This window comes from Pseudomonas sp. AC532 (genome assembly GCF_979258965.1).
In genome coordinates, this window is record NZ_OZ409888.1 from 4609863 (window position 1) to 4634677 (window position 24815).

At 64.1% G+C, this 24815-nt stretch carries 26 protein-coding genes and 1 tRNA gene; 13 read left to right on the forward strand and 14 right to left on the reverse strand.

Translation table 11 applies throughout. From position 1 onward, the window contains the following. Window positions 1-2 precede the first annotated feature (2 nt). The gene (locus tag ACZ0AV_RS21415; RefSeq protein WP_499152880.1) at window positions 3-929 is read right to left on the reverse strand and encodes a LysR family transcriptional regulator; all 927 of its coding nucleotides are present in this window, start codon (window positions 927-929) and stop codon (window positions 3-5) included. 76 nt (window positions 930-1005) lie between these two features. Here ACZ0AV_RS21415 and ACZ0AV_RS21420 point away from each other — a divergent pair, with 76 nt between their 5' ends. From ACZ0AV_RS21420 to rarD, 3 genes are all read left to right on the forward strand, one after another. Further along, window positions 1006-1320, forward strand: a complete 315-nt coding sequence (locus ACZ0AV_RS21420; RefSeq protein ID WP_499152881.1) for a 3-phosphoglycerate kinase — start codon at window positions 1006-1008, stop codon at window positions 1318-1320. A 140-nt stretch (window positions 1321-1460) separates the two neighbouring features. Beyond that, complete coding sequence (locus ACZ0AV_RS21425) at window positions 1461-2060, forward strand: FMN-dependent NADH-azoreductase (RefSeq protein WP_499152882.1); 600 nt, start codon at window positions 1461-1463, stop codon at window positions 2058-2060. A gap of 235 nt (window positions 2061-2295) precedes the next feature. Next, window positions 2296-3198, forward strand: a complete 903-nt coding sequence (gene rarD, locus ACZ0AV_RS21430; protein ID WP_499152883.1) for an EamA family transporter RarD — start codon at window positions 2296-2298, stop codon at window positions 3196-3198. Window positions 3199-3266: 68 nt separating this feature from the next. Here the strand turns inward: rarD and ACZ0AV_RS21435 are convergent, their stop codons facing one another. After that, window positions 3267-3902 (reverse strand): LysE family translocator, encoded by a 636-nt coding sequence (locus ACZ0AV_RS21435; RefSeq protein ID WP_499152884.1) that lies wholly within the window; start codon window positions 3900-3902, stop codon window positions 3267-3269. A 336-nt stretch (window positions 3903-4238) separates the two neighbouring features. On the opposite strand from ACZ0AV_RS21435, the gene ACZ0AV_RS21440 reads away from it, so the two are divergent. Further along, the gene (locus ACZ0AV_RS21440) at window positions 4239-5591 is read left to right on the forward strand and encodes a DEAD/DEAH box helicase (RefSeq protein ID WP_499152885.1); all 1353 of its coding nucleotides are present in this window, start codon (window positions 4239-4241) and stop codon (window positions 5589-5591) included. Between the two features lie 81 nt (window positions 5592-5672). Here the strand turns inward: ACZ0AV_RS21440 and ACZ0AV_RS21445 are convergent, their stop codons facing one another. Both ACZ0AV_RS21445 and ACZ0AV_RS21450 read right to left on the reverse strand, forming a co-directional pair. Next, window positions 5673-5978 (reverse strand): hypothetical protein, encoded by a 306-nt coding sequence (locus tag ACZ0AV_RS21445; RefSeq protein WP_499152886.1) that lies wholly within the window; start codon window positions 5976-5978, stop codon window positions 5673-5675. A 75-nt stretch (window positions 5979-6053) separates the two neighbouring features. After that, window positions 6054-7829: a S8/S53 family peptidase gene (locus tag ACZ0AV_RS21450; RefSeq protein WP_499152887.1), complete on the reverse strand. Its 1776-nt coding sequence runs from the start codon at window positions 7827-7829 to the stop codon at window positions 6054-6056. A gap of 182 nt (window positions 7830-8011) precedes the next feature. On the opposite strand from ACZ0AV_RS21450, the gene ACZ0AV_RS21455 reads away from it, so the two are divergent. Both ACZ0AV_RS21455 and ACZ0AV_RS21460 read left to right on the forward strand, forming a co-directional pair. Continuing rightward, entirely contained in the window at window positions 8012-8419 is a 408-nt protein-coding gene (locus ACZ0AV_RS21455; RefSeq protein WP_499152888.1) for a transcriptional regulator, read from the forward strand. A gap of 99 nt (window positions 8420-8518) precedes the next feature. Further along, window positions 8519-9256, forward strand: coding sequence for a substrate-binding periplasmic protein (locus ACZ0AV_RS21460; RefSeq protein WP_499152889.1), 738 nt, complete (start codon window positions 8519-8521; stop codon window positions 9254-9256). A 16-nt stretch (window positions 9257-9272) separates the two neighbouring features. Here the strand turns inward: ACZ0AV_RS21460 and ACZ0AV_RS21465 are convergent, their stop codons facing one another. Together ACZ0AV_RS21465 and ACZ0AV_RS21470 are read right to left on the reverse strand one after the other, a co-directional pair. Further along, window positions 9273-11489, reverse strand: a complete 2217-nt coding sequence (locus ACZ0AV_RS21465; RefSeq protein ID WP_499152890.1) for an LTA synthase family protein — start codon at window positions 11487-11489, stop codon at window positions 9273-9275. A 253-nt stretch (window positions 11490-11742) separates the two neighbouring features. Continuing rightward, window positions 11743-11934: a PFL_1563 family small protein gene (locus ACZ0AV_RS21470; RefSeq protein WP_175154230.1), complete on the reverse strand. Its 192-nt coding sequence runs from the start codon at window positions 11932-11934 to the stop codon at window positions 11743-11745. Between the two features lie 166 nt (window positions 11935-12100). On the opposite strand from ACZ0AV_RS21470, the gene ACZ0AV_RS21475 reads away from it, so the two are divergent. Next, window positions 12101-12940 (forward strand): CvfB family protein, encoded by an 840-nt coding sequence (locus tag ACZ0AV_RS21475; RefSeq protein WP_499152891.1) that lies wholly within the window; start codon window positions 12101-12103, stop codon window positions 12938-12940. A gap of 69 nt (window positions 12941-13009) precedes the next feature. Continuing rightward, window positions 13010-13085: transfer RNA gene (locus tag ACZ0AV_RS21480), tRNA-Thr, on the forward strand. 207 nt (window positions 13086-13292) lie between these two features. On the opposite strand, the gene ACZ0AV_RS21485 is transcribed toward ACZ0AV_RS21480, so the two are convergent. The 3 genes from ACZ0AV_RS21485 to ACZ0AV_RS21495 all read right to left on the reverse strand — a co-directional run bounded on the left by ACZ0AV_RS21485 (window position 13293) and on the right by ACZ0AV_RS21495 (window position 16378). Continuing rightward, the gene (locus tag ACZ0AV_RS21485) at window positions 13293-14294 is read right to left on the reverse strand and encodes an NADP-dependent oxidoreductase (protein WP_499152892.1); all 1002 of its coding nucleotides are present in this window, start codon (window positions 14292-14294) and stop codon (window positions 13293-13295) included. 140 nt (window positions 14295-14434) lie between these two features. After that, window positions 14435-15223 carry an SDR family NAD(P)-dependent oxidoreductase gene (locus tag ACZ0AV_RS21490; RefSeq protein WP_499152893.1) on the reverse strand — a complete coding sequence of 263 codons (789 nt, stop codon included), beginning with the start codon at window positions 15221-15223 and terminating at the stop codon, window positions 14435-14437. A gap of 75 nt (window positions 15224-15298) precedes the next feature. After that, entirely contained in the window at window positions 15299-16378 is a 1080-nt protein-coding gene (locus ACZ0AV_RS21495; RefSeq protein WP_499152894.1) for an alkene reductase, read from the reverse strand. Window positions 16379-16531: 153 nt separating this feature from the next. Here ACZ0AV_RS21495 and ACZ0AV_RS21500 point away from each other — a divergent pair, with 153 nt between their 5' ends. After that, on the forward strand, window positions 16532-17095 hold the full coding sequence (locus ACZ0AV_RS21500; RefSeq protein ID WP_499152895.1) for a TetR/AcrR family transcriptional regulator: 564 nt from the start codon (window positions 16532-16534) through the stop codon (window positions 17093-17095). Between the two features lie 129 nt (window positions 17096-17224). Here ACZ0AV_RS21500 and ACZ0AV_RS21505 read toward each other — a convergent pair whose 3' ends face one another. The 5 genes from ACZ0AV_RS21505 to ACZ0AV_RS21525 form a co-directional block, all read right to left on the reverse strand. Beyond that, the gene (locus ACZ0AV_RS21505; RefSeq protein WP_499152896.1) at window positions 17225-17689 is read right to left on the reverse strand and encodes a MaoC family dehydratase; all 465 of its coding nucleotides are present in this window, start codon (window positions 17687-17689) and stop codon (window positions 17225-17227) included. A gap of 46 nt (window positions 17690-17735) precedes the next feature. Next, on the reverse strand, window positions 17736-18326 hold the full coding sequence (locus ACZ0AV_RS21510) for a PaaI family thioesterase (RefSeq protein ID WP_499152897.1): 591 nt from the start codon (window positions 18324-18326) through the stop codon (window positions 17736-17738). A 229-nt stretch (window positions 18327-18555) separates the two neighbouring features. Continuing rightward, window positions 18556-18870, reverse strand: a complete 315-nt coding sequence (locus ACZ0AV_RS21515) for an AzlD family protein (protein ID WP_499152898.1) — start codon at window positions 18868-18870, stop codon at window positions 18556-18558. Further along, entirely contained in the window at window positions 18867-19577 is a 711-nt protein-coding gene (locus ACZ0AV_RS21520; protein WP_499152899.1) for an AzlC family ABC transporter permease, read from the reverse strand. Before ACZ0AV_RS21520 ends, ACZ0AV_RS21515 begins: the two co-directional genes overlap by 4 nt. Window positions 19578-19761: 184 nt before the next feature. Continuing rightward, a complete protein-coding gene (locus ACZ0AV_RS21525) occupies window positions 19762-21471 on the reverse strand; it encodes an amidase (protein WP_499152900.1) in 1710 nt (569 codons plus the stop codon). A gap of 206 nt (window positions 21472-21677) precedes the next feature. Here ACZ0AV_RS21525 and ACZ0AV_RS21530 point away from each other — a divergent pair, with 206 nt between their 5' ends. The 4 genes from ACZ0AV_RS21530 (at window position 21678) to ACZ0AV_RS21545 (ending at window position 24753) form a co-directional block, all read left to right on the forward strand. Next, window positions 21678-22250 carry a flavin reductase family protein gene (locus ACZ0AV_RS21530; RefSeq protein WP_499152901.1) on the forward strand — a complete coding sequence of 191 codons (573 nt, stop codon included), beginning with the start codon at window positions 21678-21680 and terminating at the stop codon, window positions 22248-22250. A gap of 68 nt (window positions 22251-22318) precedes the next feature. Continuing rightward, complete coding sequence (locus ACZ0AV_RS21535) at window positions 22319-22663, forward strand: hypothetical protein (RefSeq protein ID WP_499152902.1); 345 nt, start codon at window positions 22319-22321, stop codon at window positions 22661-22663. Window positions 22664-22789: 126 nt separating this feature from the next. Further along, complete coding sequence (locus tag ACZ0AV_RS21540) at window positions 22790-23101, forward strand: DUF485 domain-containing protein (RefSeq protein WP_499152903.1); 312 nt, start codon at window positions 22790-22792, stop codon at window positions 23099-23101. Beyond that, entirely contained in the window at window positions 23098-24753 is a 1656-nt protein-coding gene (locus ACZ0AV_RS21545; RefSeq protein WP_499152904.1) for a cation acetate symporter, read from the forward strand. Before ACZ0AV_RS21540 ends, ACZ0AV_RS21545 begins: the two co-directional genes overlap by 4 nt. Window positions 24754-24815 lie beyond the last annotated feature (62 nt).

Genomic DNA, 24815 nt, shown 5'->3' on the forward strand with positions numbered 1-24815 from the left:
GTTCAGGCGGGCGTAGGCGGGGAGGCGAATGCCGCGTTCAACGGGGCGGCGTCGAAGCGCTGGATCAGGTCGGTGAGAATCTGGGTGGCCGGCCCGAGGGCCTTGTCCTTGCTGGCGTAGAGAAAGAACACCGGTTTGCGGCTACCGCCCTTGTCGAGGGGCAATGGCTTGAGCAGGCCGTCACCCAGCTCGCGTTCGATCAGGTGCCGCGGCAACCAGGCGAAGCCCAGGCCGCTGCCGACGAAGGTGGCTGCGGTGGCCAGGCTGCCCACCGTCCAGCGCTGCTCCGCGCCGAGCCAGCCTACATCGCGGGGTTGCTGGCGCCCGGAGTCGCGAATCACCACCTGCATCTGGGTTTCCAGGTCCTGGAAACTCAACTGCCGTTGCAGGCGATGCAGGGCGTGGTCCGGGTGGGCCACGGCGACAAATTCCACGGGGCTCATCTCCGAGCCGAGAAAACCCGGGATGTTGTAGCCACTGATCGCCAGGTCGGCGACGCCTTCCTTGAGCACCTCCTCCACGCCCGATAATACCTCTTCGCGCAGGCGCACCCGGCAACCGCGGCTTTGCGGCATGAACGCCGTCAGCGCGCGCACCAGACGCGCGCTCGGGTAGGCTGCATCGACCACCAGGCGCACTTCGGCTTCCCAGCCCTGTTCCATGTGTTGCGCAAGGTCCTCCAACTGGCTGGCCTGCTTGACCAATTGCCGTGAGCGGCGCAGCAGTACGTCGCCGGCTTCGGTAAGCACCGCCTTGCGGCCGTCGATGCGCAGCAACGGTACGCCCAGTTGTTCCTGCATGCGTGCCACGGTGTAGCTGACCGACGACTGCGAGCGGTGCAGCACTTCGGCAGCCTGGGCGAAGCCGCCGTGATCGACCACTGCCTGCAGGGTGCGCCACTGATCGAGGGTTACACGTGGAGCCTTCATTGCCTCTCCTTCGCCAGTCCCTGTGCACGGGACAGGTCCTGGCCGTAAACTGACAGCCCACCGCCGGAGGCCTGCCATGAAAAAAATATGCTGCGCACTCGTTGCCTTGCTGCCATTGGCAGTGCAGGCCTATCCCATCGAGCTCGAGAAGCAGTTCAATGGCGCCGAAGTCTCGGCCAGCCCCCGGGAAATTGACCACGACATGGCTGCCGTGATGGTGCAGAACTACGGCGCCACGGCGGCCTCGTGCAAGGCGGTATTTCGCAACGGCCCCGAGGCCCCGCGCACGCGCAGCGTGAACCTGGCGCCTGGGCAGAGCGGCAACCTGACCGTGAAGTTCGCGCGCAGCGTCATCCGCCTGCGGGTGGAGCTCACGTGCCAACCGCAATAGCGGGCTTGCGGCAGCCTAGGGTTTGCGCCTGAACAAATCAACGTGGTCGATATGTAGCAGCGGATATTTACGCTTTATTATCGAACCTCGTGAATCTAGTCTCGCCCCCATCGTTTGATTGCATTTGTCGATGGAGGCCCATGGCTCAGCTACTGGTGATTGAAAGCAGTGCGCGCCAGCTCGGCTCTATTTCCCGGCAACTGACCGAGCGTTTTCTGGTGTGCTGGCAAGCGGCGCACCCTGATGACGGGGTCTGCCGACGCGATCTCGCTACCGAGCCGGTGCCGCATCTGGATAGCGTGCTGCTCAACGCCTGGACGCAGCCGGCGGGCTGCCACGGCGATGCCGAGCGTGCGGCGTTGCTGCGCGCCGATGGGCTGATCGATGAGCTATTGGCCGCCGATGTCCTGCTGCTGGGCGCGCCGATGTACAACTTCGCCATCCCCAGCACGCTGAAAGCCTGGTTCGACCATGTGGTGCGTGCCGGCGTGACCTTCCGCTACAGCGAGAACGGCCCCCAGGGCATGCTGCACGGCAAGCGCGCCTTTGTGATCACCGCACGCGGCGGCCTCTATGCCGGCGGGTGCCAGGACCATCAGGAACCCTACCTGCGTCAGGTGCTCGGCTTGGTGGGCATCCACGACGTTACCTTCATCCACGCCGAAGGCCTCAACCTCGGGCCTGAATACAGGGCCAGGGGCATCGACGCCGCCGAGCGGCGCCTCGCCCAGATCATCTGATCACGGTCTTCTTGCGGGCCCCTCGCGCCCGCCAGCAGTTCTCCATAGCCGCGCCGTCGCCTTTTGCCTGGCATCTGCCAGAGCCGGTGATTGTCCACCGCACGCCGAACCGTTATGGTGCGCCGCCGCTCGCGCAGCGGCGTTGACGTATCTGCCTGCGCCGTCTCGGCATCAAGGCTGGCGGCCTGCTGATAGGCTGCAGATGTGGGTGGCTTTGTTTTCTTCGAGGTGCGTGATGACCCTTTCCGGCCGTGGTGTGGTGTTCTCCGTGAGCGCCTCGATCCTGTTCGCGCTGATCCCCGGTTACGTGCAGATGCTCACGCCGCTGGATGGCTGGCAGGTATTCGCTCAGCGGGTGCTCTGGTCGATCCCGGCGGTCCTGCTGCTGGTCACCGTCCTGCGCCAATGGCCAGTGCTGCATGCGGTGCTGCAGCGCCTGCGCAGCGAGCCGTTGCTGCTGGCGGCGCTGCCGCTGTCTGCTGCGCTGATCGGTGTGCAGTGGTTTCTGTTCGTGTGGGCGCCACTCACCGGGCATATGCTGGATGTGTCGCTGGGCTACTTCCTGCTGCCGCTGGCCATGGTGCTGGTCGGCCGGGTGTTCTATGGCGAGCGCCTGCGCCCCTTGCAGAAGATCGCCGTGGCCTGTGCGTTCGCAGGTGTGCTGCACGAACTGTGGCGCTCCCAGGCATTTTCCTGGGTAACCCTGGTCACCGCGTTGGGCTACCCGCCGTACTTCATGTTGCGCCGCTGGATGCGCCTGGACGCGCTGTCCGGGCTAATCCTGGAGATGCTGATGCTGGCGCCGCTGGCTGTGTGGATGATCCTGCAGTGGGCACCGGCCAACGTGTTCGATGAATTTCCGCGCCTGTGGTGGCTGGTACCGGGCATGGCGCTGCTGGGCACCATCGCCCTGGCCGCGATGATGGCATCGGCGCGGCTGTTGCCGCTGGGGCTGTTCGGCATCCTCAGCTACGTTGAGCCCGTGCTGCTGTTCATGGTCAGCCTGGTGTTTCTGGGCGAGCAGTTCGACTCGGCGCAGTTTCTCACCTACCTGCCGATCTGGCTGGCGGTGGTGCTGGTGGGGTGGGACAGCGGGCGCTTGCTGATCAAGCAGCGGCGCATGCGCCAACCGCTCTGAGTTGCTGCCGGGGAGAGGCGGCTGCCAAAGGTCGCCTGACCGAGCGCATTAGTTTCCCACAGCCTGTCTCAGCGCCGTGCTTCGAGCGCCATGCGCACCGCCAGACCCGCCAACACCGTGGCCATCACCCAGCGCTGCACACGCTGCCACAACGGCCGGTTGACGAAGAACACCGCGATGGAACCGGCCATCAGGGCAATCAGCGCGTTGACGCTCACGCTGATGACGATCTGCGTGAAGCCCAGCACCAGCGACTGCGTCAGCACGCTCCCGGGGCCGGAGGGCTCGATGAATTGTGGCAGTAACGACAGGTACATGACGGCGATCTTGGGGTTCAGCAGGTTGGTGACGAAGCCCATCGTGAACAGGGTGCGCGGGCTGTCCTTCGGCAGGTCGCGGACCTGGAACGGCGAGCGTGCGCCGGGCTTGACAGCCTGCCAGGCCAGGTACAGCAGATACACGGCGCCGCCAATTCGCACGGCGTCGTACGCATAGGGGACGGTCAGCAGCAGCGCGGTGATGCCCAGCGCCGCGCATACCATGTAGAAAACGAAGCCCAGCGCCACGCCGCCCAGGGATATCAGCCCGGCCATGGGCCCCTGACAGATCGACCGGGAGATGAGGTAGAGCATGTTCGGGCCGGGGGTCAGGACCATGCCAAGGGAAATCAGCGCATAGGCCATCAGGTTGGGCAATTCGGGCATCTTGCGGCTCCTGGTTTTGTGCATTCGAGTGCCGCTTGCATTGCCTGGCATCCACCGGCATATGCGGCTTGCAGGCATGGTAGGGCGTGCGCCGGCAGGCGGTTAGATACAGATGGCCAGGCAAAACGGCATACACACGCGGCTGCCGCACGGCCCGCGTCAGCCGCCTGCGCCCTGGCTAATGAAAGGTTGGCGAGGATGCCGACGCGGCCGCGCGGTTGAAATCGAAAGGGCGATGCAGGTTTTTCAGCCTGCCGTTCGGAGAAAGCATTCGGCCCCGAGGCGCTAACGCGGTACCCTATGCGGCTGATTTAACATTTGCATCGAGGTTGTCCCGTGTTTGCCCAATTTGCCCTGCATGAACGCCTGCTCAAAGCCGTGGCCGAGCTTAATTTTGTCGAGCCGACTCCGGTACAGGCGGCAGCGATTCCGCCTGCGCTGCAGGGCAAGGATCTGCGCGTGACCGCCCAGACCGGCAGCGGCAAGACCGCGGCCTTCGTTCTGCCGATGCTGCATCGCCTGCTCGGCGACGGTAATTCCAAGCAGCGCCTGAGCGTGCGTGCGCTGATCCTGCTGCCGACCCGCGAGCTGGCCCAGCAGACGCTCAAGGAAGTCGAGCGCTTCGCCCAGTTCACCTTTCTCAAGGCTGGCCTGGTCACAGGCGGCGAGGATTTCAAGGTGCAGGCGGCGGTGATGCGCAAGATCGACATCCTGATCGGTACCCCGGGGCGCTTGATCGAGCACGCCAACGCCGGCAACCTGCTGTTCGACGACGTCGAAATGCTGGTGCTGGACGAAGCCGACCGCATGCTCGACATGGGCTTTGCCGAAGACGTGCAGCGCCTGGCGGAACTGTGTGGCAACCAGCATCAGACCCTGCTGTTCTCCGCTACCAGCGGCGGCGCCGGCCTGCGTGAAGTGATCGCCAAAGTGCTGCGCGACCCGCTGCACCTCCAGCTCAACCGGGTCAGCGAACTGGCCGAGGGCACCCGCCAGCAGATCATCACCGCCGACCACAACTACCACAAGGAACAGTTGGTCGAATGGCTGCTCGGCAACGAGACCTACGACAAGGCAATCATCTTCACCAACACCCGCGCCCAGGCCGATCGCCTCTACGGCAAGCTGGTGGCCAAGGAATTCAAGACCTTCGTACTGCACGGCGAGAAAGACCAGAAGGACCGCAAGCTGGCCATCGACCGTCTGCGCCAGGGCGCGGTAAAGGTGCTGGTGGCCACCGATGTGGCCGCCCGCGGCCTGGACGTCGACGGCCTCGACCTGGTGATCAACTTCGACATGCCGCGCTCAGGTGACGACTACGTACACCGGGTCGGCCGTACCGGTCGTGCCGGTAGCGAAGGCACGGCGATTTCGCTAATCACCCATGGCGACTGGAACCTGATGTCGAGTATCGAGCGCTATCTCAAACAGCGTTTCGAGCGCCGCAGCATCAAGGAGCTCAAAGGCAGCTACCAGGGGCCGAAGAACCTCAAGGCGTCCGGCAAGGCAGTGGGCGCGAAAAAGAAAAAGATCGACCCGAAGACCGGCAAGAAGATCGCCAAGAAGCCAGCGGCGAAAACCCCGGCCAAGCGCAACACGGTCAACAAGCCAAAAAATGACGCGCCGACCCTGGTCAGCCAGGACGGTCTCGCCCCGCTGAAGCGCAAGACGCCCGCCGCCGATGCCTGAACCGCCTGGCGCCTGTGATCGCGGCAGCGACGCAGGCTCCAGCTGGCGAGGCGCGTGACGTGCGCGCCTGCCCGATCTGGCTTATTCGACCTGCTCCTCTTGCACCTGCTCCTCGACCTCGCCGCCGATCGCTTCGAGTTCGCGCAGGCGCTCGTCGTATGCCTCGCATTCACTGCCGGCCTGCTCGCCAGCGGTTTGCGGCGGCGCCTGCCTGAGCTGCTCACGCAGCAGGGCGGCGCGCTCGGGATCGCGCTGGGTGATTTCCTCGACCTTGGCCGCCAGCTCCTGCGCCCGGGCGGCGGCCTCGTCGGTGCTGCAGGCCTGCGCCTGGCTGGTGCCGTAGAGCGCCAGGGCCAGGCCGCAAAGCGGCGCCATGTACTTGATCATACGGGTTACCTCACGCTGGGCTCGAAGCGGTTGAGTGCCCGCCCAGCGTGAAGGTTCAGGCTTTTACCCGGCGCATCATTTCTTCTGATCCAGGCTCCTGACCGTCAGATCCAGGGCCTTTTGCATGTCCAGCCGAGCGGAACGGCCGATGTCCTTGTCGTTCAGGTTGAAGCCGCGTTCGGACGGCAGGATGGGCGCAGTCAGGTCGTCGGCGTCGGTAGGTTCGAAGTCGAATTCCTCGCCGATGGTCATGGCGCTGCGGCGCAGCAGCATGCGCAGCTGATCGGGATGCAACGAGGGGTTGACCGACATCAGCGCTGCCACTACGCCGGCCACCAGCGGCGTGGCATAGGAGGTACCGCAATGCACCTTGCCCTGCTGGTCCTCGGCAGCAGTGGACGCGCGTACGCAGGCGGCAGCGGTGATATCGACCCGGGTGTCGACGTTCGAGGAACTGCGCCGGGTGACGTAAGCCGGATCATCCACGGCGACATCACGGCGTTCACTGCGTTGGTGACCGCCGACCACCAACAACTGCTCGGTGACGAAAGAAGAGGGCAGGCGATAATCATCGGCACCCGAGAACGAGGCGCCATTGCCGGCGGAATTGATCACCACCACGTCCGGGTGCTCGCGGCGCAGCCACAGGAAGAATTCCTCGAGCAACTCCTCGTAGCCGCTCATCGCCACGCCCGAGCGCACCAGGGAGTCGATTTCGTCGCCGTGAATGTTCCTGGCGCCGACTCGGTGGATACCCCAGCTCCAGTTCAATACCCGCACACCGTCTTCTACCAGATTCACCGAGGCCGCGACGTTGGCGGTGATGCCAGCGTCGGAGTTGCGGTCGACGATGACCTCGAAGCCCGGGCCGGCGCCGTCCAGGCCGCGCAGGAATCCGGTGTTGCCGCCGTTGTCCCAGCGTGCGGCGAGAATGCCGGCCACGGTGGAGCCATGGCCATTGGGTTTGTCGGCGTCGCGGCTGTACAGCCGGGTATGCGGGGTATGGCCCTGGCGTTCGGCGGCGCCGAGGTAGTCCTGGAAGTCCGGTGCGTCGAAATCGACGTTACGCTCGATCAGCCCGATGCGCACGGGTGTGGTGGTGATCGGGGAGCCCTTCGAGGTGATGCGCCGCTGGTAGTAATTGACTGCATCGAGAAAGCGGTTGGCTGCCCATTCGTCTTCATCGAGATGCTCGTTGGTCGCCTCGCCGGCAGGCGCCTCCTGCTCTTCCGCGGCGGATTCCTCGATCACCACGGCATCCACGCTGAGCTCGCTGCCCAGGCGGAGCACCAGCGCATCGCGCTCTATCAGGTCCTTGGCGGGCAGGCGCAACTGGAAGGTGTTGAGCGGCGGGATCGCCCCGACCACCTCGGCGCCGTATTTCTGCGCCAGTGCCCTGGCCGTGTCGAGGCCCTGGGCATCTTCCTCGATCACCACGCTGACCAGGTCGACGTAGGTGTTCAGACCGTCCATGTTCTTGGCCACTTCGCCGGGTTTGGCCGCCAGCACATGACTGCCGGCCATCGACAGCCACACCGGGTTGCTCACCGCTTCGCCCTGCTGCAGCCACAGCGGGCCGCTGCGGTAGCGTTCGCTATCCAGGCTGATGCGCAGGCCTTCGCGGCGGTCGATCGCGCTGGCGGGCAACGGCTTGCCATCGAGCAGCACGCGCAGTTCACCGTTTGCCATGCCGCGAGCATCGAGGCAGAAGGTCTGGCGGTTACGGTCCAGTACGTCGTCGCAGCGGTACAGGTGCTTGAGCCGCAGCGGCTCGGCCGCCAGCGCCGAGGGCACCACGGCGGCCAGAAGAATAGCGCTGAGAAGGGGGCGCAGCAGAGGCCGGCGAAGCATGGGTAAATCCTGTATGGATGGAGGGAATACGCCTCAGACTGGCGCCGATTTTCCTGGTTCGGGCGGCGTTCGAGCAGATAGGACGAACCTTGCTCAGCGCAGCGGCGTCACAGTTCTACAGGTGCCTGCGGGCGCCGCATCCGATAGTCCCATCGGGTGCCTGAATGGTGGGAGATGATGATATGACGACTCAGACCCAAACCCATAACTGGGATCTCATCGAGCGCATGCTGCACGCTGTGCAAAACAGTGCTGACCAGCCTTTCTTACCGCGTCGCTGCGCGCAGGAACTGGCCGAAGCCCTGCAACAGGCCGGGCAGAATGTTCAGGACGTAGACGGGCTCAAGGCCGAGGCGGACCGCTACGAGGCGACGCTACTGGGTGGCGGTTTCATCGAGCCCCGTCCCGAGCGTGAAGGCGGCAATGGCGAGAACTTCATGCTCACCCCACGCGGCGCGCAGCTGCTGAGCATGATTGACAGTACCTTTCCTGGCGAGCAGCACCCGCGGGAGGTGCTCGATCAGCATGGGCTGGCCGCCTTGACCCCGGACGTCTTCGACGGCCTGGTGCCCAGGGCCACGCTGGTCTGACGGCCCCGAGATCGCTCGGCTGACCAGCGCCGTTGCCATTGCGCGCTACGGCGCTGGACAGCCTGATTGGCTGCCGCTATACCACAGGCTCTAGAGCTGATGAGCGGCAGGTACGCGATGAAGGTGTGGACGCTGGCGCTATTGCTGCTCGCTTGGGACTGCGTGGCGGAGGAGTTCAGGGTCGGCTTTGGTACCCACAAGCCCCCTTATGTGTTTGAACGTGAGGACCGCGGGCTGGAGTTCGATGTGGTGGTGGCAGCCGCCAGAGCCGCCGGGCTCACGGTGAAACCCTATTATTCGCCCATGGAGCGTCTGCACCGCTCCTTCAAGCTTGGTGAGCTCGATGCCATGACGACCACCAACCCTCATGGCGGTGGAGCCCCTTTCTATTCGGCGCCCTACATCCATTACCAGAATGTCGCCATGTCGCTGGCCAGCCGTGGTTACAGACTCGAGCGCATCAGTGATCTGCGGCATTACTCGGTGCGCGCATTCCAACGGGCGCGCTTTCTGCTCGGCGACGAGTTCCGGCAGATGGCGCAAGACAATCCGCGTTACCAGGAGGAGGCCCAGCAGGTCGCCCGCAATCGGCTGCTCTACAGCGGCAGGGTGGATGTCGTGATCGGTGACCGGCGCATCCTCCATTACTTCAACCGTGAGGTGTACGGCCAGGTCGACGTCGCCCAGCCGGTGGTCGAGCATCAGCTGTTCCCCACCACTCCGTATCACCTGGGGCTGCATGATGCCTCGCTACGGGATCGCTTCGACCAGGGCTTGGCAGCCATTCGCGCAAGCGGAGAGTACGCCGAGATCGAGCGGCGCTACGCGATTTACTGAATGCCGTCAGGGAGGTTCACTGGGCAAGCTCGGTGGCTTCTTCCTCGCCCTGAGCGGCAAGCAATTCGGGCTCGAGCGGCCGTGTCTCGACGCTGAAGTCGGTGATCTCGATCGCGCCCTGGCCTTCGCCTACCAGGTGGAATGAAAATGCCTCGCGCGTATCGAGGTTATCGAACGCAAAACTCAGCTCCAGCGGCTGCCCCTCCCTGAGTACCGGCAGGTCCGGGATGTTGATCAGTACATCGCGGTCGTATTCCTTGGTCTTGAGGCGCAGCGTGGCGCCGGCGTCCGTCATCTTCAAGGCGTTGATCTTCAGCGTCACGCGGGTCTGCGTACCTTCGGGCAGCTCCAGGTACTGAGCGCCGATCAGGTTGTCTGCCCAATCATCGCCCGGTGTGGTGCGCAGGCGAATGCGCTCGTTGCTGGCGAACTGCAGCAACTGGTTTCCCTGACCGGCGCTGAGGGAACGGTCCAGCAGTTCGGCCCGCTGGCTGACCAGGCGCGCCGGCTTGCCACTGACCCGGCCCGGGTAATCGGCGTGCGCGGCGATGAAGCCGGGGCTGGCATAGCGGCGACAGACATGCTGAAAGTTGCATTCGGTCAGCGTGCCGCGACCATCGTGCTCGCGCAGCAGGCCATTGGTATAGGAAATGATCTCGCGGCCCTCGGCGTAGTCGCGCAGCATCGATCGGCCGGAGATATCTGCTGGCAGCGGCAGGGCGAAGTAATCGAGAATCGAAGCGGTCAGGTCGACATGCCCGTAAACGCCGCGCTTGAGCGACGGCAGCTGGCCTTGTTCCGGCGCCAGCATCAGGTTGAAGCCCCAGGCGGAGGCCAGGCGCACATGCTCGATGCCATGGGATTCGTCAGAGGTCACCACCACCAGGGTGTCCTCGAGCACGCCGCGCTTTTCCAGCGCATCGAGGAAATCACCAATGGCATCGTCCAGGTAGGCAATGGCTGCCTGCTTGGCGCTGGGGTGGCGGTCGAGGTAGTCGTCAGGCGCCGCGTAGGGCTGGTGGGTGCCAACGGTCAGCAGCGTGAGCATCCAGGGTGAACGCTGCTTGCGCAGGCCGTCGAGGTAGCTCAGCGCGCCTTCGAAGTAGGCGCGGTCATCCATGCCCCAGGCAAAATCCAGGTAGGGCGTGTTGCGGAACCAGTCGCGACCCAGGGTCTTGTCGAAGCCCATGCGCGGCATGATCTGGTCCTTGGCCATGAATCGCAGCCCGGCGCCCTGCAGGAAATGGGTGCTGAAACCCTGGTCGCGAAGCTGCGCCGGCAGACACTGGGCGCTGCGTTCGGCGTTGGCCAGCAGCTCGATGCCTTTCGGGGTGCCGGAGGCGAGCTTGTCGTAGTCGCCACAGAGCATCGCATAGAGGCCGCGGATGGTCTGGTGGGCATGCAGCACGTAATCGCTGGTCAGCATGCCGCGCTCGGCCCACTGGCTCAGGCGTGGCATGGGGTCGCCGTCATAGTGGCTGCCGACGGCTTGGCGACTGGCGGCAATATAGGCGCCGGGGATGCCTTCCAGGGTAATGATCAGCACATTGCGGGCGCGGCCGGGCTCGCTCAGCAATGGCGTGCCCTGCATATCCTGGCGAGTCAGGCCGGTGACGTCCGGCGGGCTGCTCGGCTGGCCGCGGGCGAGCCAGTCCTCGACGCCCAGTTGCGCGAGGCTGAGGCTTTCCGCCAGCCATTTGTGCGGCAGGTTGAACTGCAGCCATTGATCCGCTTCGCTGGGGCTGCGGTACTGGTAAACGGCGTGGCTGGCGAACAGACCCAGCGGCAGCAGCAGCCAGGCCGCGGAGGGCTTGGCGGCCTGCCGTTGGCGGCTGGCGAGTAGCAGTACGAAAAACACCAGGGCGGTTGTAATCAGCGAGGCCGCCAGCCAGGGATGGGTAAGGCCGCCGCCCTGGGTCGAGTGGCTGAGAAACTGTGCATCCGTGAGGTAGTGCAGGTCCGCCGGCTCCGGCATGCGCCCGACCGCGCTGACCAGTTCGACAGTGCCCAGGTTGAGCGTCAGCCAGGTGAGGATCAGCGCAACGCCGGAAAACAAGCCGCGACGCTGCACCAGCCACAGCAGCAGGCTGCCAACGGCCATGTCCGACAGATAGCCGAACGGGTGGGACCAGCCCAGTGCGTAGCGGCTGGCGAGCGGCGCGACAAGCAGCAGGGCGACCGCGGCAACCAGTGCACAGGCGGGTCGCTGCAGCCAGGGGCTGAAAAAACGCACGTATATTCCTTGAACAGATGCCGGTGAACGACAGGCCAGAGCACGCGCAGCCAGGTCGTTTCAATGGCCGCAGGCAGCCAGGGCGACTGCTACGAGCAGATGTCATCATTCTGAAACATGCGTGTGCTCATCGCCAGCGGCATGGGGCGAAGACGAGAATAATGTCGTACAAATCATTGCCCGGACGGGCGAAGGGGAGGGGGTTGCCGACCTGGCGTCTGGCGTGCAGACGCTGCAGGTCGATAGACCGGTCTTACTTTTTGGCGATGGTGATGTGGCGGCTGGCTGGACCGTTGGTCTGGCCGCTCACGCCTTTGGCAATTTCCTGGATCTTGCCGCCGGACTGGAGAAACGCCGCAATCTGGGCGTTGATCGATTCGCTGGTTTCCACCGCTGGGGCGGGTTTAGCTTTGCTCTGGGATGCTTTGACGCGCATGACGGCCATTTAACCTACTCGAGAATCAAGATGGCCGCCTATTGTACCACCGTGAGGCGCTTCACTGTTCATTCAATGACCAATGGACAGAAATTGCCGCGAACCGAGCGCCCACAGCCGAGAATCCGGCAAGCGACTCGGGTAAACTGCCCGGCTGAAAACGAGGGTAGGCACCATGGCTGTTATCGGACGTATGAATTCCTTGCAGGTCGTCAAGCACACCGACTTCGGTCTGTACCTGGATGGCGGGGCGGATGGCGAAATCCTGTTGCCCAAGCGCTACATCCCCAAGGAGACGCCGAGCGAGGTGGAAGACTGGCTCAACGTATTCGTCTACCTCGACAGCGAAGACAAATTGATCGCCACCACGGAAAAGCCCAAGGTGCAGGTCGGCGAGTTCGCCAGCCTGAAAGTGGTCGATATCAACCGCGTCGGGCTGTTTCTCGACTGGGGCCTGCCCAAGGACCTGCTGCTGCCGCATTCCGAAGAAAAACGCCCGCTGCAGATCGGCGATTACTGCGTGGTGCACGTGTTCGTCGACAAGCGCAGCCGCCGTATCACTGCGACGGCGCGCCTGGATCGTTACCTGGACAAGCTGCCGGCCGCTTACCGTAACGGCGAAGAAGTCGACCTGCTGGTGGTGGAACCGACCGACATGGGCTTCAAGGCGATCATCAATGGCAAGCATTGGGGGCTGATCCACAAGAACGAGGTGATCGGCTTCATGCGCCCGGGTATCCGCCAGCCGGGCTTCATCAAGGAGCTGCGCAGCGACGGCAAGATCAGCCTCAGCCTGCAGCCGATCGGCCAGCAGGCCGCCGATGGCCTCAGCGAGCAAATACTCAGCCGCCTGCGCGACAGCGGCGGTGTGCTGGAACTGAGCGACAAGAGTTCGCCTGAGCGCATCAGCGCGATGTTCCGGGTCAGCAAGGGCAATTTCAAGAAAGCCATCGGCGGCCTGTACAAGCAGGGGCTGATTCACATTCACGAAGACCGCATCGAGCTGGTGGGGTAAATCCGCCAGCGTGGCCGCAGAAAAACTGCTTGAGCGACGCTGCCAGGCTGCTAAATAATAGCGGTCCCCGCCGGTGTAGCTCAGTCGGTAGAGCAGCGCACTCGTAACGCGAAGGTCGTAGGTTCGATTCCTATCTCCGGCACCATCTGCCCAACAAGAAGCCCGCTTTCACAGGCTGTGTGAAAACGACTGCACTCGGTCATGCGGCGTTAAACCCGCGCAAAATGCTTATTTACCACTCGAAACTGCGCGTTTTCGCTGGTTTTTGCCTTGCCTGACCTTCGTGCGCTGCGTTTTCACGGCCCGTTCACGCGGGTTTTTGTTGCCCGTGGCGCAGGCCATGGGCAGCGCGTCAGCGCAGTTTGACGACGACCTTGCCCTTGGTGCGGCCGTTGGCGACATGGGCCAGGGCCTCGGCCGTTGCCTCGAAAGGCAACACCTGTTCGACCACCGGGCGGATGACGCCCGCTTCGATCAGGGCGGTGATGTCGCTCAATTGCCTGCCGTCGGCCCTCATGAACACGAAGGAATAACCCACGCCGTGTCGCGCCGCCTGTTTGCGGATGCGCCGGCTCAGCAGGCGCATGACCAGTTTCAACGGCCAGGCCAGCCGTTGCTCGGTCGCGAATTGCGCCGTGGGCGGGCCTGAGATGGAAATCAGCTGGCCGCCTGGCCTGAGCACCTGCAAGGATTTTTCCAGCACGTCGCTGCCCAGGCTGTTGAGCACCACGTCGTAGCCGCTTAGTTCGGCGGCGAAGTCCTGCTTGTGGTAGTCGATCACCACATCCGCACCGAGGGCCTTTACCCATTCGACGTTATCGGTACTGGTCGTGGTGGCGACGAACGCGCCCAGGTGCCTGGCCAACTGGATGGCCAGGGTACCAACCCCGCCGGAGCCGGCATGGATCAGCACCTTCTGGCCCTTCTGCAGCTTCGCGGTTTCGACCAGCACCTGCCAGGCGGTCAACGCCACCAGCGGAACGCTGGCTGCTTCTGCCATGGACAGGTTGCTCGGCTTGAGCGCCAGCGCGTCCTCATCGACCGCGATGCGTTCGGCGAAACTGCCGATGCGCTCCTGATCAGGCCGGGCATACACCTGGTCGCCCGGCCTGAAACGGGTGACGCTGGCACCGACCTTGAGCACGGTGCCGGCGACATCGTTGCCGAGAATCAACGGCATGCGGTAGGCAAGGACGAACTTGAATTCGCCCGAGCTGATCTTGACGTCCAGCAGGTTCACGCCGGCGGCATGCACCTGGATCAGCACGTCGCCGTCCTGCATGTCGGGTTCGGCAACCTCGGCGATCCGCCCGGCAGCGCGCTTTGCGTAACGATCGATGACGAAGGCTTTCACGGTGTGGATTCCTTTACGCTCTGGGCACGCGTTCGGTCATGTGATCAATGGGCGTCTGCAGGGCGCTGGCCGTGAAGTTCTCGCGGTACGGCAAGGCTCTGCCAGGTGGCCGCCTTCGCGACCCGCCCGGCAGGCGGCGGTCAGCCTGCTGTCCGATAGCGTTCGGCGGCGTTGGCCATGCGGATGTCGGAGAGCAGCAGCTTGCGCGCGGCGTCCAGTGCGTCCCAGCGTTCGGCGACGTGCAGCGGCGGGATGGTGACCAGTTCGCGGCGGTCGAAACCGGCCAATGCGGCATCGACCAGCTCGCCAACTTCCATCACCTCAGGCAGCGTGTTGATGTCGATGCCGGCGCGCTCCCAGATTTCGGTGCGGGTCGCGGCGGGCAGTACCGCCTGCACGTACACGCCGTTGGGCGCCAGTTCCAGGCTCAGGCCTTGCGACAGGAACAGCACGTAGGCCTTGGCCGCCCCGTAGATACTCATGCCGAACTCGGGTGACAGGCCGACCACTGAACCCAGGTTGACGATCGCGCCTTCGCCGGCTTGTGCCAGGCGCGGTGCAATGGCATTGGCCAGCCGCGTCAGGGCGGTGATGTTGAGGGCGATCAGCCGATCGACAGCCTGTGCGTCCTGGGTCACGAAGGTGCCGGCCTGGGCCAGGCCGGCGTTGTTGATCAGGATGCCGATGGTGGCGTCCTCACGCAGGCGGGCCTCGACGGCGGCCAGGTCGCCCGCTTGCGTCAGGTCGGCGCGCAGCACATCGACGGTAACCCCGGTTTCTGCCTGCAGGCGTGCTGCCAGGGTATCCAGGCGGCCCTTGTCACGGGCGACCAGGACGAGATTGTGGCCGCGACGGGCGAAGCGGTCGGCATACACAGCGCCGATGCCCGAGGAGGCGCCGGTGATAAGAACAGTTGCGAGCGTACTCATGGGAAGTGCCTTGATAAGGATTGAATCGGGCCGCCTGCCAGGCAGTGCGGCTGCCGTGTGTGAGCGCTCGTTGGATTACCCCAGCGTGGGATGGTCGGTGTAGCCTTTCGCGCCACCGCCATACAGGGTCGCGGGGTCCAGCGGGGCGAGCGGCGCGTTGGCGCTGAGCCGCTCGACCAGATCCGGGTTGCTGATGAAGGCACGGCCGAAGGCGACCAGGTCGGTTTTGCCTTGCGCGATTCGGTCGGTGGCCAGGTCCAGGTCATAGCCGTTGTTGGCCAGGTAAACCTGCTTGAAGCGGCTGCGCAGCGCGTCGTAATCGAACGGTGCGACATCGCGCGGGCCACCGGTCGCGCCTTCCACCACATGCAGGTACACCACACCGAGGGCGCTGAGTCGCTCGGCGATGTAGTCGTACTGCGGTTGTGGGTCACTGCAACTGATGCCCGATGCCGGCGACACCGGCGAGATGCGCACACCCGTGCGCTCAGCACCGATTTCCTTGGCCACCGCGGCGGTCACCTCCAGCAGCAGGCGCGCGCGGTTTTCGATGGTGCCGCCGTAGCGGTCGGTGCGCTGGTTGGCGCCATCCTTGATGAACTGCTCGAGCAGGTAGCCATTGGCTCCGTGCACTTCGACGCCGTCGAAGCCCGCCGCCATCGCGTTGGCCGCGGCGAGGCGGAAGTCTTCGATGAGGGCCGGCAGCTCGTCCAGTTCCAGCGCGCGGGGGGCGGAAACGTCGTGAAAACCATTGTTGACGAAGGTTTTGGTAACGGCACGGATAGCCGACGGCGCCACCGGCGCATTGCCGCCGGGTTGCAGGTCGACGTGCGAGACGCGGCCCACATGCCACAGCTGCACGAAGATGCGACCGCCCTTGGCGTGTACCGCATCGGTCACCTTGCGCCAGCCGGCAATCTGCTCGGCCGTGTACAGACCGGGGGTGTCCTGATACCCCTGGGCCTGGGCGGAGATCTGCGTGGCTTCGCTGATGATCAGGCCCGCCGAGGCGCGCTGGGCGTAGTAAGTAGCGGCCAGTTCACCGGGAACCAGGCCCTTGCCGGCACGATTGCGGGTCAGGGGCGCCATGACAATGCGATTGTCGAGCGTCAGTTTGCCCAGGGTGAAAGGTTCGAAAATCGTCTGATCGGTCATGCCGTGCCTCGCAGGGTGGCGGTGAAAAGGAGGGTGATTCACGCAGCGGGTTTAATGATTATGATTGTAATCATAAGTGTCAAGGGTTTTGATTTTGATCGACATCAATGTAGGATTGCGCTCTGCATTCACCCGTTCACGCGAGGCATCGGCATGAAAGTCAGCAAAGCCCAGGTGCAAGCGAACCGTGCCCATGTCGTCGAGACCGCCTCGAGGCTGTTCCGGGAGCGTGGTTACGATGGCATTGGCATCGCCGACCTGATGGCGGCCGCTGGGTTTACCCATGGCGGCTTCTACAAACATTTCGCCTCGAAGGCGGACCTGATGGCGGAGGCGGCCGCTCATGGGCTCGCCCAGTCGGCAGAGAAGGTCCAGGGCGCCGATCTGGCGGAGTTCGTGAAGGTCTACCTGTCGCGCGAGCACCGTGATGCGCCTGGAGATGGATGCACCCTGGCGGCACTGTCTGGCGATGCGGCGCGTCAGCCTGCCTTCGTCAAGGCGTGCTTCGCCGCTGGCCTGGAGCGTCAGCTAGGCGCCACTGAGCTCGACAGCAGTGCGCAGCACGAAGCGCGAGCCAGGAAGATCAACACCATGGCCCATGCCCTGGGTGCCATCATGCTCTCCCGGGCTTGCCCGGACGACAGCCCGCTGGCCCAGGAAATCCTCGACCTGTGTCGTGAGGAGATTCTTGCCACTTTGCCTGCGGCCTCGACCTGATTCATCAGCGCCTGAAACCGTTGGGTGCCCTTGGCTACTGCAACTGAGCGCTGCTGCAGTGACGCCTTGGCCCCGGTTAGCACAATCGCCAGGCTGGCTGCGACTACCAGCAGCCTGGCGGCACACCCGTCACGAACGCGAAAGGCCGTGCCGGCGCGGCACCACGAGGTTGCCCACCGAGGTTTGTACGACGTCGCCGTTCTGGTTCAGGGTGTTGGTCCGCACTTTCACCAGGCCCTGTTGCGGGCGTGATGCCGAGGCGCGCACCTCCAGTACCTCGCTTTCCACCTGCAGCACATCGCCTGGGCGCGTTGGCCGTGGCCAGCGCAGTTCATCGAACCCCGCCCCGACAATGCCGCCCGCCGGCCTGAACGGGCTGTCGACCAGCAGGCGCATGGTCACCGCGGCAGTATGCCAACCGCTGGCGGCGAGCCCGGCGAAGAGCGAGTTCGCTGCCGCGTGTTCGTCCAGATGGAAGGGTTGCGGGTCGAATTGCGCGGCAAAATCCTTGATGCCACACGCTTCGATGCGTACGCGCGTGCTGCCGACGAATCGTTGGCCGGGCACCAGGTCTTCAAGATAGAGGAGGGTCATGGTGGGCGTTCTCGTTGGTGGGATTCGGTGCAGCGCTTGCTTCGGTTCAGGAGATGGGCGCAGGGCTGTGCGGTAGCTCGGTCGGCGCATGACGCTGGCCGGCGGCGAGCGCCGGATGATCGAAGATCAGGCAGGTGGTGGTGGCGTGAGCATAGAGCTTGCCGTCCGGCCCGATGATCCGCCCTTCGGCGGTGGCGACTTGGCGGCCCACGTGGATCACCTTGCCTTCGGCGCGTACCAGCGCTACGCCGTCGTTAAGCGCACGCAGCATGTTCACCTTGAGCTCAAGGGTGGTGAAGCCCTTGCCCGCCGGCAGCGTGGTGTGGATGGCGCAGCCGACCGCCGAGTCGAGCAGCGTGGCGAACCAACCGCCGTGTACGGTGCCTAGCGGATTGTAATGGCGGCGTTGCGGGCGGCCCTGAAAAATCGCCTCGCCGATGGCCATGTGAATCGGGACGATGTCGAGCGTCTCGCCGATCGGCACCGCGGGCAGCTCGCCGGCAAAGATGGCCTGGAACATTTCCATTCCCGATTTGCCGGCCAGCACCTCGCCAGCTGCGACGCCGGCTGGCGCCAGGTGGGCACGCACGGCCTGCTCCTCGGCTTGCCAGTGGGCAATGACCTCTTCGCTATTCATCTGTCGATCCCATTTGGTTGTATATGCAAGCGTTTGAAACGATATAGCGCACCCGGCGGGGTATCAAGCCCTGTCGCGGCAGTTGGCGGGATATGGGGAGAGGCGATGATCGTGCGGCAAAACGTGCAGGTACTGCCGCGTCCGCGAAAGGCGAGGCGTTGGCGGCAGCTCGCGGGCCGCTGCCGCTCTCACACAGGCCGGCCACAGCGCTGGTGCGCCTGGCCGCCGTTCAGGCGGCCAGGTGGCGCACCAGGCCTGCGACCAGAATCCCCGCAGCAATCGCCGCAAGCGGTTTTTTGACCAGCAGCATGACCACGGCGGTGGTCAGCAGGGCAAGCCGTGCGCCGCTGTCGCCCTCCAGTGCCAGGGGGGCCAGGAGGGCCACCAGGACCGAGCCGGACATGGCGCTGATGAACTGCTGGGTACGGGCGTTGATCGGCACGAACGACATGACGAAAACCCCGCCCCAGCGGGTGGCAAGCGTGACCACGGCCATCACCGCGACCACGATCATGGCGCCGTGCCCGGCGGATTCGATCATCATGCCTGCCTCTCCATCCACAGTGCGCCGAGCAGCCCGCCAGCGAGGGCGCCGACGACCACATGACTGTTGCTGGGCAGGTACCAGTAGGCCAGCAGCGAAGTGCCCGCTGCCACCGCCCAGATGATCAGCACGCGCAGGTTCTTCTGCCCACCGACGACCATGGCGAGCAGGAAGCAGCCCATCACCATGTCCAGCCCGACGCTCACCGGGTCGTCGATCGCGCTGCCGAAGTGGATACCCAGCCAGGTGCCCAGCAACCACGAAGCCCAGAGTGCCAGGCCGCCGCCGAGGAGCAGGCCGAGCCCCGGCTCGCCGCGGCTGAATGCCTGCATCGACATTGCCCAGTTGGCATCCGAGGCGACGAACATCACGCCATAGCGCTTGGCTGGCGGCAGGTTGCTGAGCCAGGGGTACAGCGTGGCCCCCATCAGCAGGTGGCGGGCGTTGATCGCGAACACCGTCAGCGCCAGGGGCACCAGCGGGATATGGGAGCCCCATAAATCCAGCGCGGCGAACTGCGAGGCACCGGCGAACACCAGTGCACTCATGCTCAGGCTGGTCGCAGTGCTCAGCCCCGTTTGCGTGGCGGCGAGCCCGAATGCCAGGCCGAACAGCACCACGAATACCGAAATCGGCAGGAACTGCCTGAAGCCCGCCCAGGCGATGGAAAGGTTGATCGTCGCCAGGTCTTTGTCACCGCTCGCCACGCACCGCTCCTGTTCACTCATGGTTTTTACTGGCCAGGCTGTTCGCTTCATCGCAGCGCAGTATGTGTCTGGCCCACCGCCGGGCAAAACGCATAATTCGACTGCCTGTCATTCGAAATCCTGATAGCGAGCCTGCGCCTCTGGCGATGCCGGCAGAGGCGCGCTGCCTGGTCGGCTCGAGCGATCAGGCTTTTGACAGGGGTGGGGTGCGTGGCGGTATCTGCCGCTTCGATCCGCTCGACTCGTAGGCGCAGGCCAGGCGCAGCAGCGCCGAGTCGTCGTATGCGCGGCCGGCGAAGGTCAGCCCGACCGGCATGCCGATATCGGCCATCACACCCATCGGCACGGTAACGGTCGGCACGCCGAGGTGGCGAATGGCGAGGTTGCCGTTGGCCACCCAGATGCCGTTGCTCCAGGCGATATCGGCAGACTGCGGGTTCACGTCGGCATCGGCCGGGCCGACGTCGGCGACGGTGGGGAACAGCACAGCGTCGAGTTTGAGCTGATCCATCCACTGTTCGAGGTCGAGCTGGCGGGTCTTTTCCAGGCCACGCAGGCCGTCCGGTAGGCTGGCGATCTCGTTCCACGGCGTGATACCACGCTGGGCCATGCGCACGTACTCGTCCATGCCAGCGGCCAGGTCGTCTTCACGGTTGGGCAAGGTGCCCGGGTCATGGGGGAAAATAAGCGGGCCGTCGACGTCGGCCAGACGATTGAGTGTCGGGTCGCCATTGGCGCGCAGAAAGTCATCGAAGGCCCAGCCGGACAGCTCCCACAGCTCGTCATGCAGGAACTGGCGGGAGACCAGGCCACGGTTGTAAACGGTCGGCGCACCGGGGCGGTCGCCCTCGCAGTTGGAGACCAGCGGAAAGTCTACCTCGACCACCGTTGCTCCCGCGTTTTCCAGGGCCGCGCGGGCCTGTTCCCACAGCACGATCACCGAGGCGCGGGTATGGATGCGTTGCCCGGTCGGGCCGCCGATGCCAGGCTTTTCGCTGGTGCCGGCCAGCTCATCCTTGTTGATGTACATGCGTGGCACGCCAAAGCACTTGCCCTTGAGCGCATCAGTCCGGGCGGCCAGTTCAAGGTAAGAGGCGGGGCGTACGTCGGACGCTTTCGGGATCGGTACCCAGGGCTGCAGACGCCACAGGTCACCGCGGGTGTCCGGGTCATCGGCGACGACCACGTCCAGCACTTCGAGCAGGTCGGCCATGCTGCGCGCATAGGGTACGACCACGTCCATGGTCGGGGTCAGCGGCCAGTTGCCGCGCACCGAAATCACCCCGCGTGACGGCGTGTAGGCACACAAGCCGTTGTTGGATGCTGGCCCGCGGCCGCTCGACCAGGTTTCCTCGGCCAGGCCGAAGGCGGCGAAACTGGCCGCCGTCGCGGTGCCGGCACCATTCGATGAGCCCGAGGCGAACGGGGCGGTCAGGTAATCGGGGTTGTAGGGGCTTTCCGCGCGGCCATACACACCGCGCTGCATGCCGCCATTGGCCATCGGCGGCATATTGGTCTTGCCCAGGCAGATGGCGCCTGCCGCGCGCAGGCGTTCGACGGTGAAAGCGTCACGCTGGGCGACCAGATCCTTGAACGCCGGGCTGCCGGAGGCGGCAGTCAGCCCCTTGACCAGGTAACTGTCCTTGGCCGTGTAGGGAATGCCGTCGAGCGGGCTCAGGGGTTCGCCACGGGCACGACGGGCATCGCTGGCTTCGGCTTCTTTGAGTGCATCTGGATTGCGCACCACCACGGCGTTGAGCTTGGTGTCCGTATCGGCGCCATCATAGGCGTCGATACGCGCGAGGTAGGCCTTCACCAGTTCGACCGCGGTAGTGCGGCCGCCCTCGAGCGCAGCGCGCAGCCCGGCGATGGAAACTTCGGTTACCTCGAACATGCTGTCACCCCTGAACACTGGTGGGCAGGCGAGGTTTTCACGCGCCTGGTGCCCGATTGAATGGCGGCTCGGCTGGAGCCGGTCGGTGGTCGATTCTAGTGCCACCGGCGTACAAGAGGCAGCCCCGGGCGTTCAATTTTTCGCACAGTGCGAGGCTTCAGGCCCGATGCGGTACATTGGCGCCTGGATTCTATAAAGGTGCCCCGATGAACGATTCGATCAAGGCTGTGAGCCTGGACAAAGCCTACCGACTGCTCAACCACGGCCCTACGGTACTGGTTTCCGCACGCCACGACGGCGTCGATGGGGTGATGGCTGCAGCCTGGGCCTGTGCCCTGGACTTCGACCCACCCAAACTCACCGTGGTGCTCGATAAAATCACCGCTACACGCATGCTGGTCGAAGGCAGCGGGCAATTCGTCATTCAGGTACCCACCGCCGCGCAGCTGGAACTGACCTATCAGGTCGGCTCGCGTAGCCTCAATGCCGAGCCCGGCAAACTGGCGGATAGCGGTGTCGAGCTGATCGCTCTGGGAGACCTGGATCTGCCGTTCGTGGCTGGCTGCTCGGCGTGGCTGGCGTGTCGGCTGGTCGACGAGCCGCACATCCAGCAGGCGTACGACCTGTTTATCGGCGAGGTCACCGCAGCCTGGGCTGACGACCGGGTATTTCGCGACGGGCGCTGGCACTTCGAAGACGCCGAGCCGGCCTGGCGCAGCCTTCACCATGTGGCCGGCGGTCACTTTTATGGCATCGGCGAGGCGCTGACCCGCAAATGATTCGCGTCGGGCGTTGTCTCATGCAGACATGCAACGCTGGCGCATCGGCGCCGTGATCGGAGTTCGCGATGAAAGCATTGATCGGTCTTACCCTGGCACTGGCCGTTCTGGCCGGTGGCGCTGCAGCGCTCGCCGATGAGCGGGCGCCGCACACCATCCGTGTGATTCCCAAGGCTTATGTAAGCCCGGGCGCCACTGGTAGCGTCGACACGTATGAGCGTCAGGAGCGTTACAACCTCTATGGCGGCCAGCGTATACCGCAAGGCATCGACTCGCGCCGCTATGAAAGTGGCCAGCGCAATTCGACGTTCGAAACCCGTGGTGGCATTCGGCAGAGCACCGAGTACCCCAACGGTTATGAAGTCCAGCGCTACCCGGGCCAGGACGTGCAGCAGTACCAGCAGCGGCGCTGAACACCTGCCGCGCATTAGACTTTGGTCTAAAAAGGGAATGGGTTTCGACTAAGGTCGTCTGTCGTAAGTTGTATGCTGACTTACAGTTATCCCTACCAGCATCCTGCTGTGGAGGATAACAATAAAATGAACGACGGCATTTATCGGCGGATCGAGCAAAGTCCGCACTTCAAGGAGCTAGTGGCCAAGCGTGAAAAGTTCGCCTGGATACTTTCGGCGATCATGCTCGGCATCTACGTCGGCTTCATTCTGCTCATTGCCTTCGTGCCCGGTTGGCTCGGAACACGGATCACCGATAGCTCCCCCATCACCTGGGGTATTCCAGTGGGCCTCGGCGTCATCCTTTCGGCGTTCGTGCTGACCGGGATCTACGTGCGCCGTGCCAACAGCGAATTCGACAACCTGAACCAGGTGATCCTGGATGAGGTGGGCAAATGATCGGTCGCATTCTCTCCACCTTGGCCTTGATGGCCCTGGCCCCTGCGTTGTGGGCCGATGCGCTGACCGGCGACGTGCAGAAGCAGGCGGTTAACACGCCCGCTATCCTGATGTTCCTCGCTTTCGTCGGCGGCACGCTGTGCATCACCTATTGGGCGTCGAAGCGCAGCAAGTCGACGTCTGATTTCTATACCGCTGGGGGTGGCATCACAGGCTTCCAGAATGGTTTGGCAATTGCTGGTGACTACATGTCGGCAGCATCCTTCCTGGGTATTTCCGCACTGGTATTTACATCGGGCTACGACGGCCTGATCTACTCCATCGGCTTCCTGGTCGGCTGGCCGGTGATCCTCTTCCTGATCGCCGAGCGCCTGCGCAACCTGGGCAAGTACACCTTTGCCGATGTGGCGTCCTATCGCCTCAAGCAGAAGGAAATCCGCACCCTGTCAGCCAGCGGCTCGCTGGTCGTGGTGGCGTTCTACCTGATCGCGCAGATGGTAGGCGCCGGCAAGCTGATCGAACTGCTGTTCGGCCTCGATTACCACGTGGCGGTCGTGCTGGTCGGCATCCTGATGGTGATGTACGTATTGTTCGGCGGCATGCTGGCTACCACCTGGGTACAGATCATCAAGGCGGTGCTGCTGCTCTCCGGTGCGTCGTTCATGGCCTTCATGGTGATGAAGCACGTCGGCTTCAACTTCAACACGCTGTTCACCGAAGCCATCAAGGTTCACGCCAGTGGCGAGCGCATCATGAGCCCGGGCGGCCTGGTTAAAGACCCCATCTCGGCCATTTCCCTCGGCCTGGCATTGATGTTCGGTACCGCCGGTCTGCCGCACATCCTGATGCGCTTCTTCACGGTTGGCGATGCCAAGGAAGCCCGTAAATCGGTGTTCTATGCCACCGGCTTCATCGGTTACTTCTACATCCTGACCTTCATCATCGGCTTTGGCGCGATCCTGCTGGTCAGCACCAACCCGGTCTTCAAGGATGCCGCAGGCGCGCTGCTGGGCGGCAACAACATGGCGGCGGTGCACCTGGCCAATGCCGTGGGTGGCAGCATCTTCCTGGGCTTCATCTCGGCCGTGGCCTTCGCCACCATCCTCGCGGTGGTTGCGGGCCTGACCCTGGCGGGCGCTTCGGCGGTTTCCCATGACCTGTACGCCAGCGTGATCAAGAAGGGCAACGTCAACGAGAAGGATGAACTGCGCGTATCGAAGATCACCACCGTGTGCCTGGGTGTTCTGGCCATCGGCCTGGGTATCCTTTTCGAGAAGCAGAACATCGCCTTCATGGTGGGCCTGGCGTTCTCCATCGCCGCGAGCTGTAACTTCCCGGTGCTGTTCCTCAGCATGTACTGGAAGAACCTGACCACCCGTGGCGCCATGATCGGTGGCTGGCTTGGCCTGATTACCGCGGTGGTGTTGATGGTGCTCGGCCCGACCATCTGGGTCACGGTACTCGGCCACGAGAAGGCGATCTTCCCGTACGAATACCCGGCACTGTTCTCGATCATCGTCGCGTTCGTCGGTATCTGGTTCTTCTCGATCACCGACAAGTCCGAGTCGGCTGCAGAGGAACGTGCACTGTTCCTGCCGCAGTTCGTGCGCTCGCACACCGGCCTTGGGGCCAGTGGCGCGTCGTCTCACTGACCGCTGTTGCATGACGAAAGGGGCGGCCTCGGGGCCGCCCCTTTCGTTTGTGTATCGGGTGA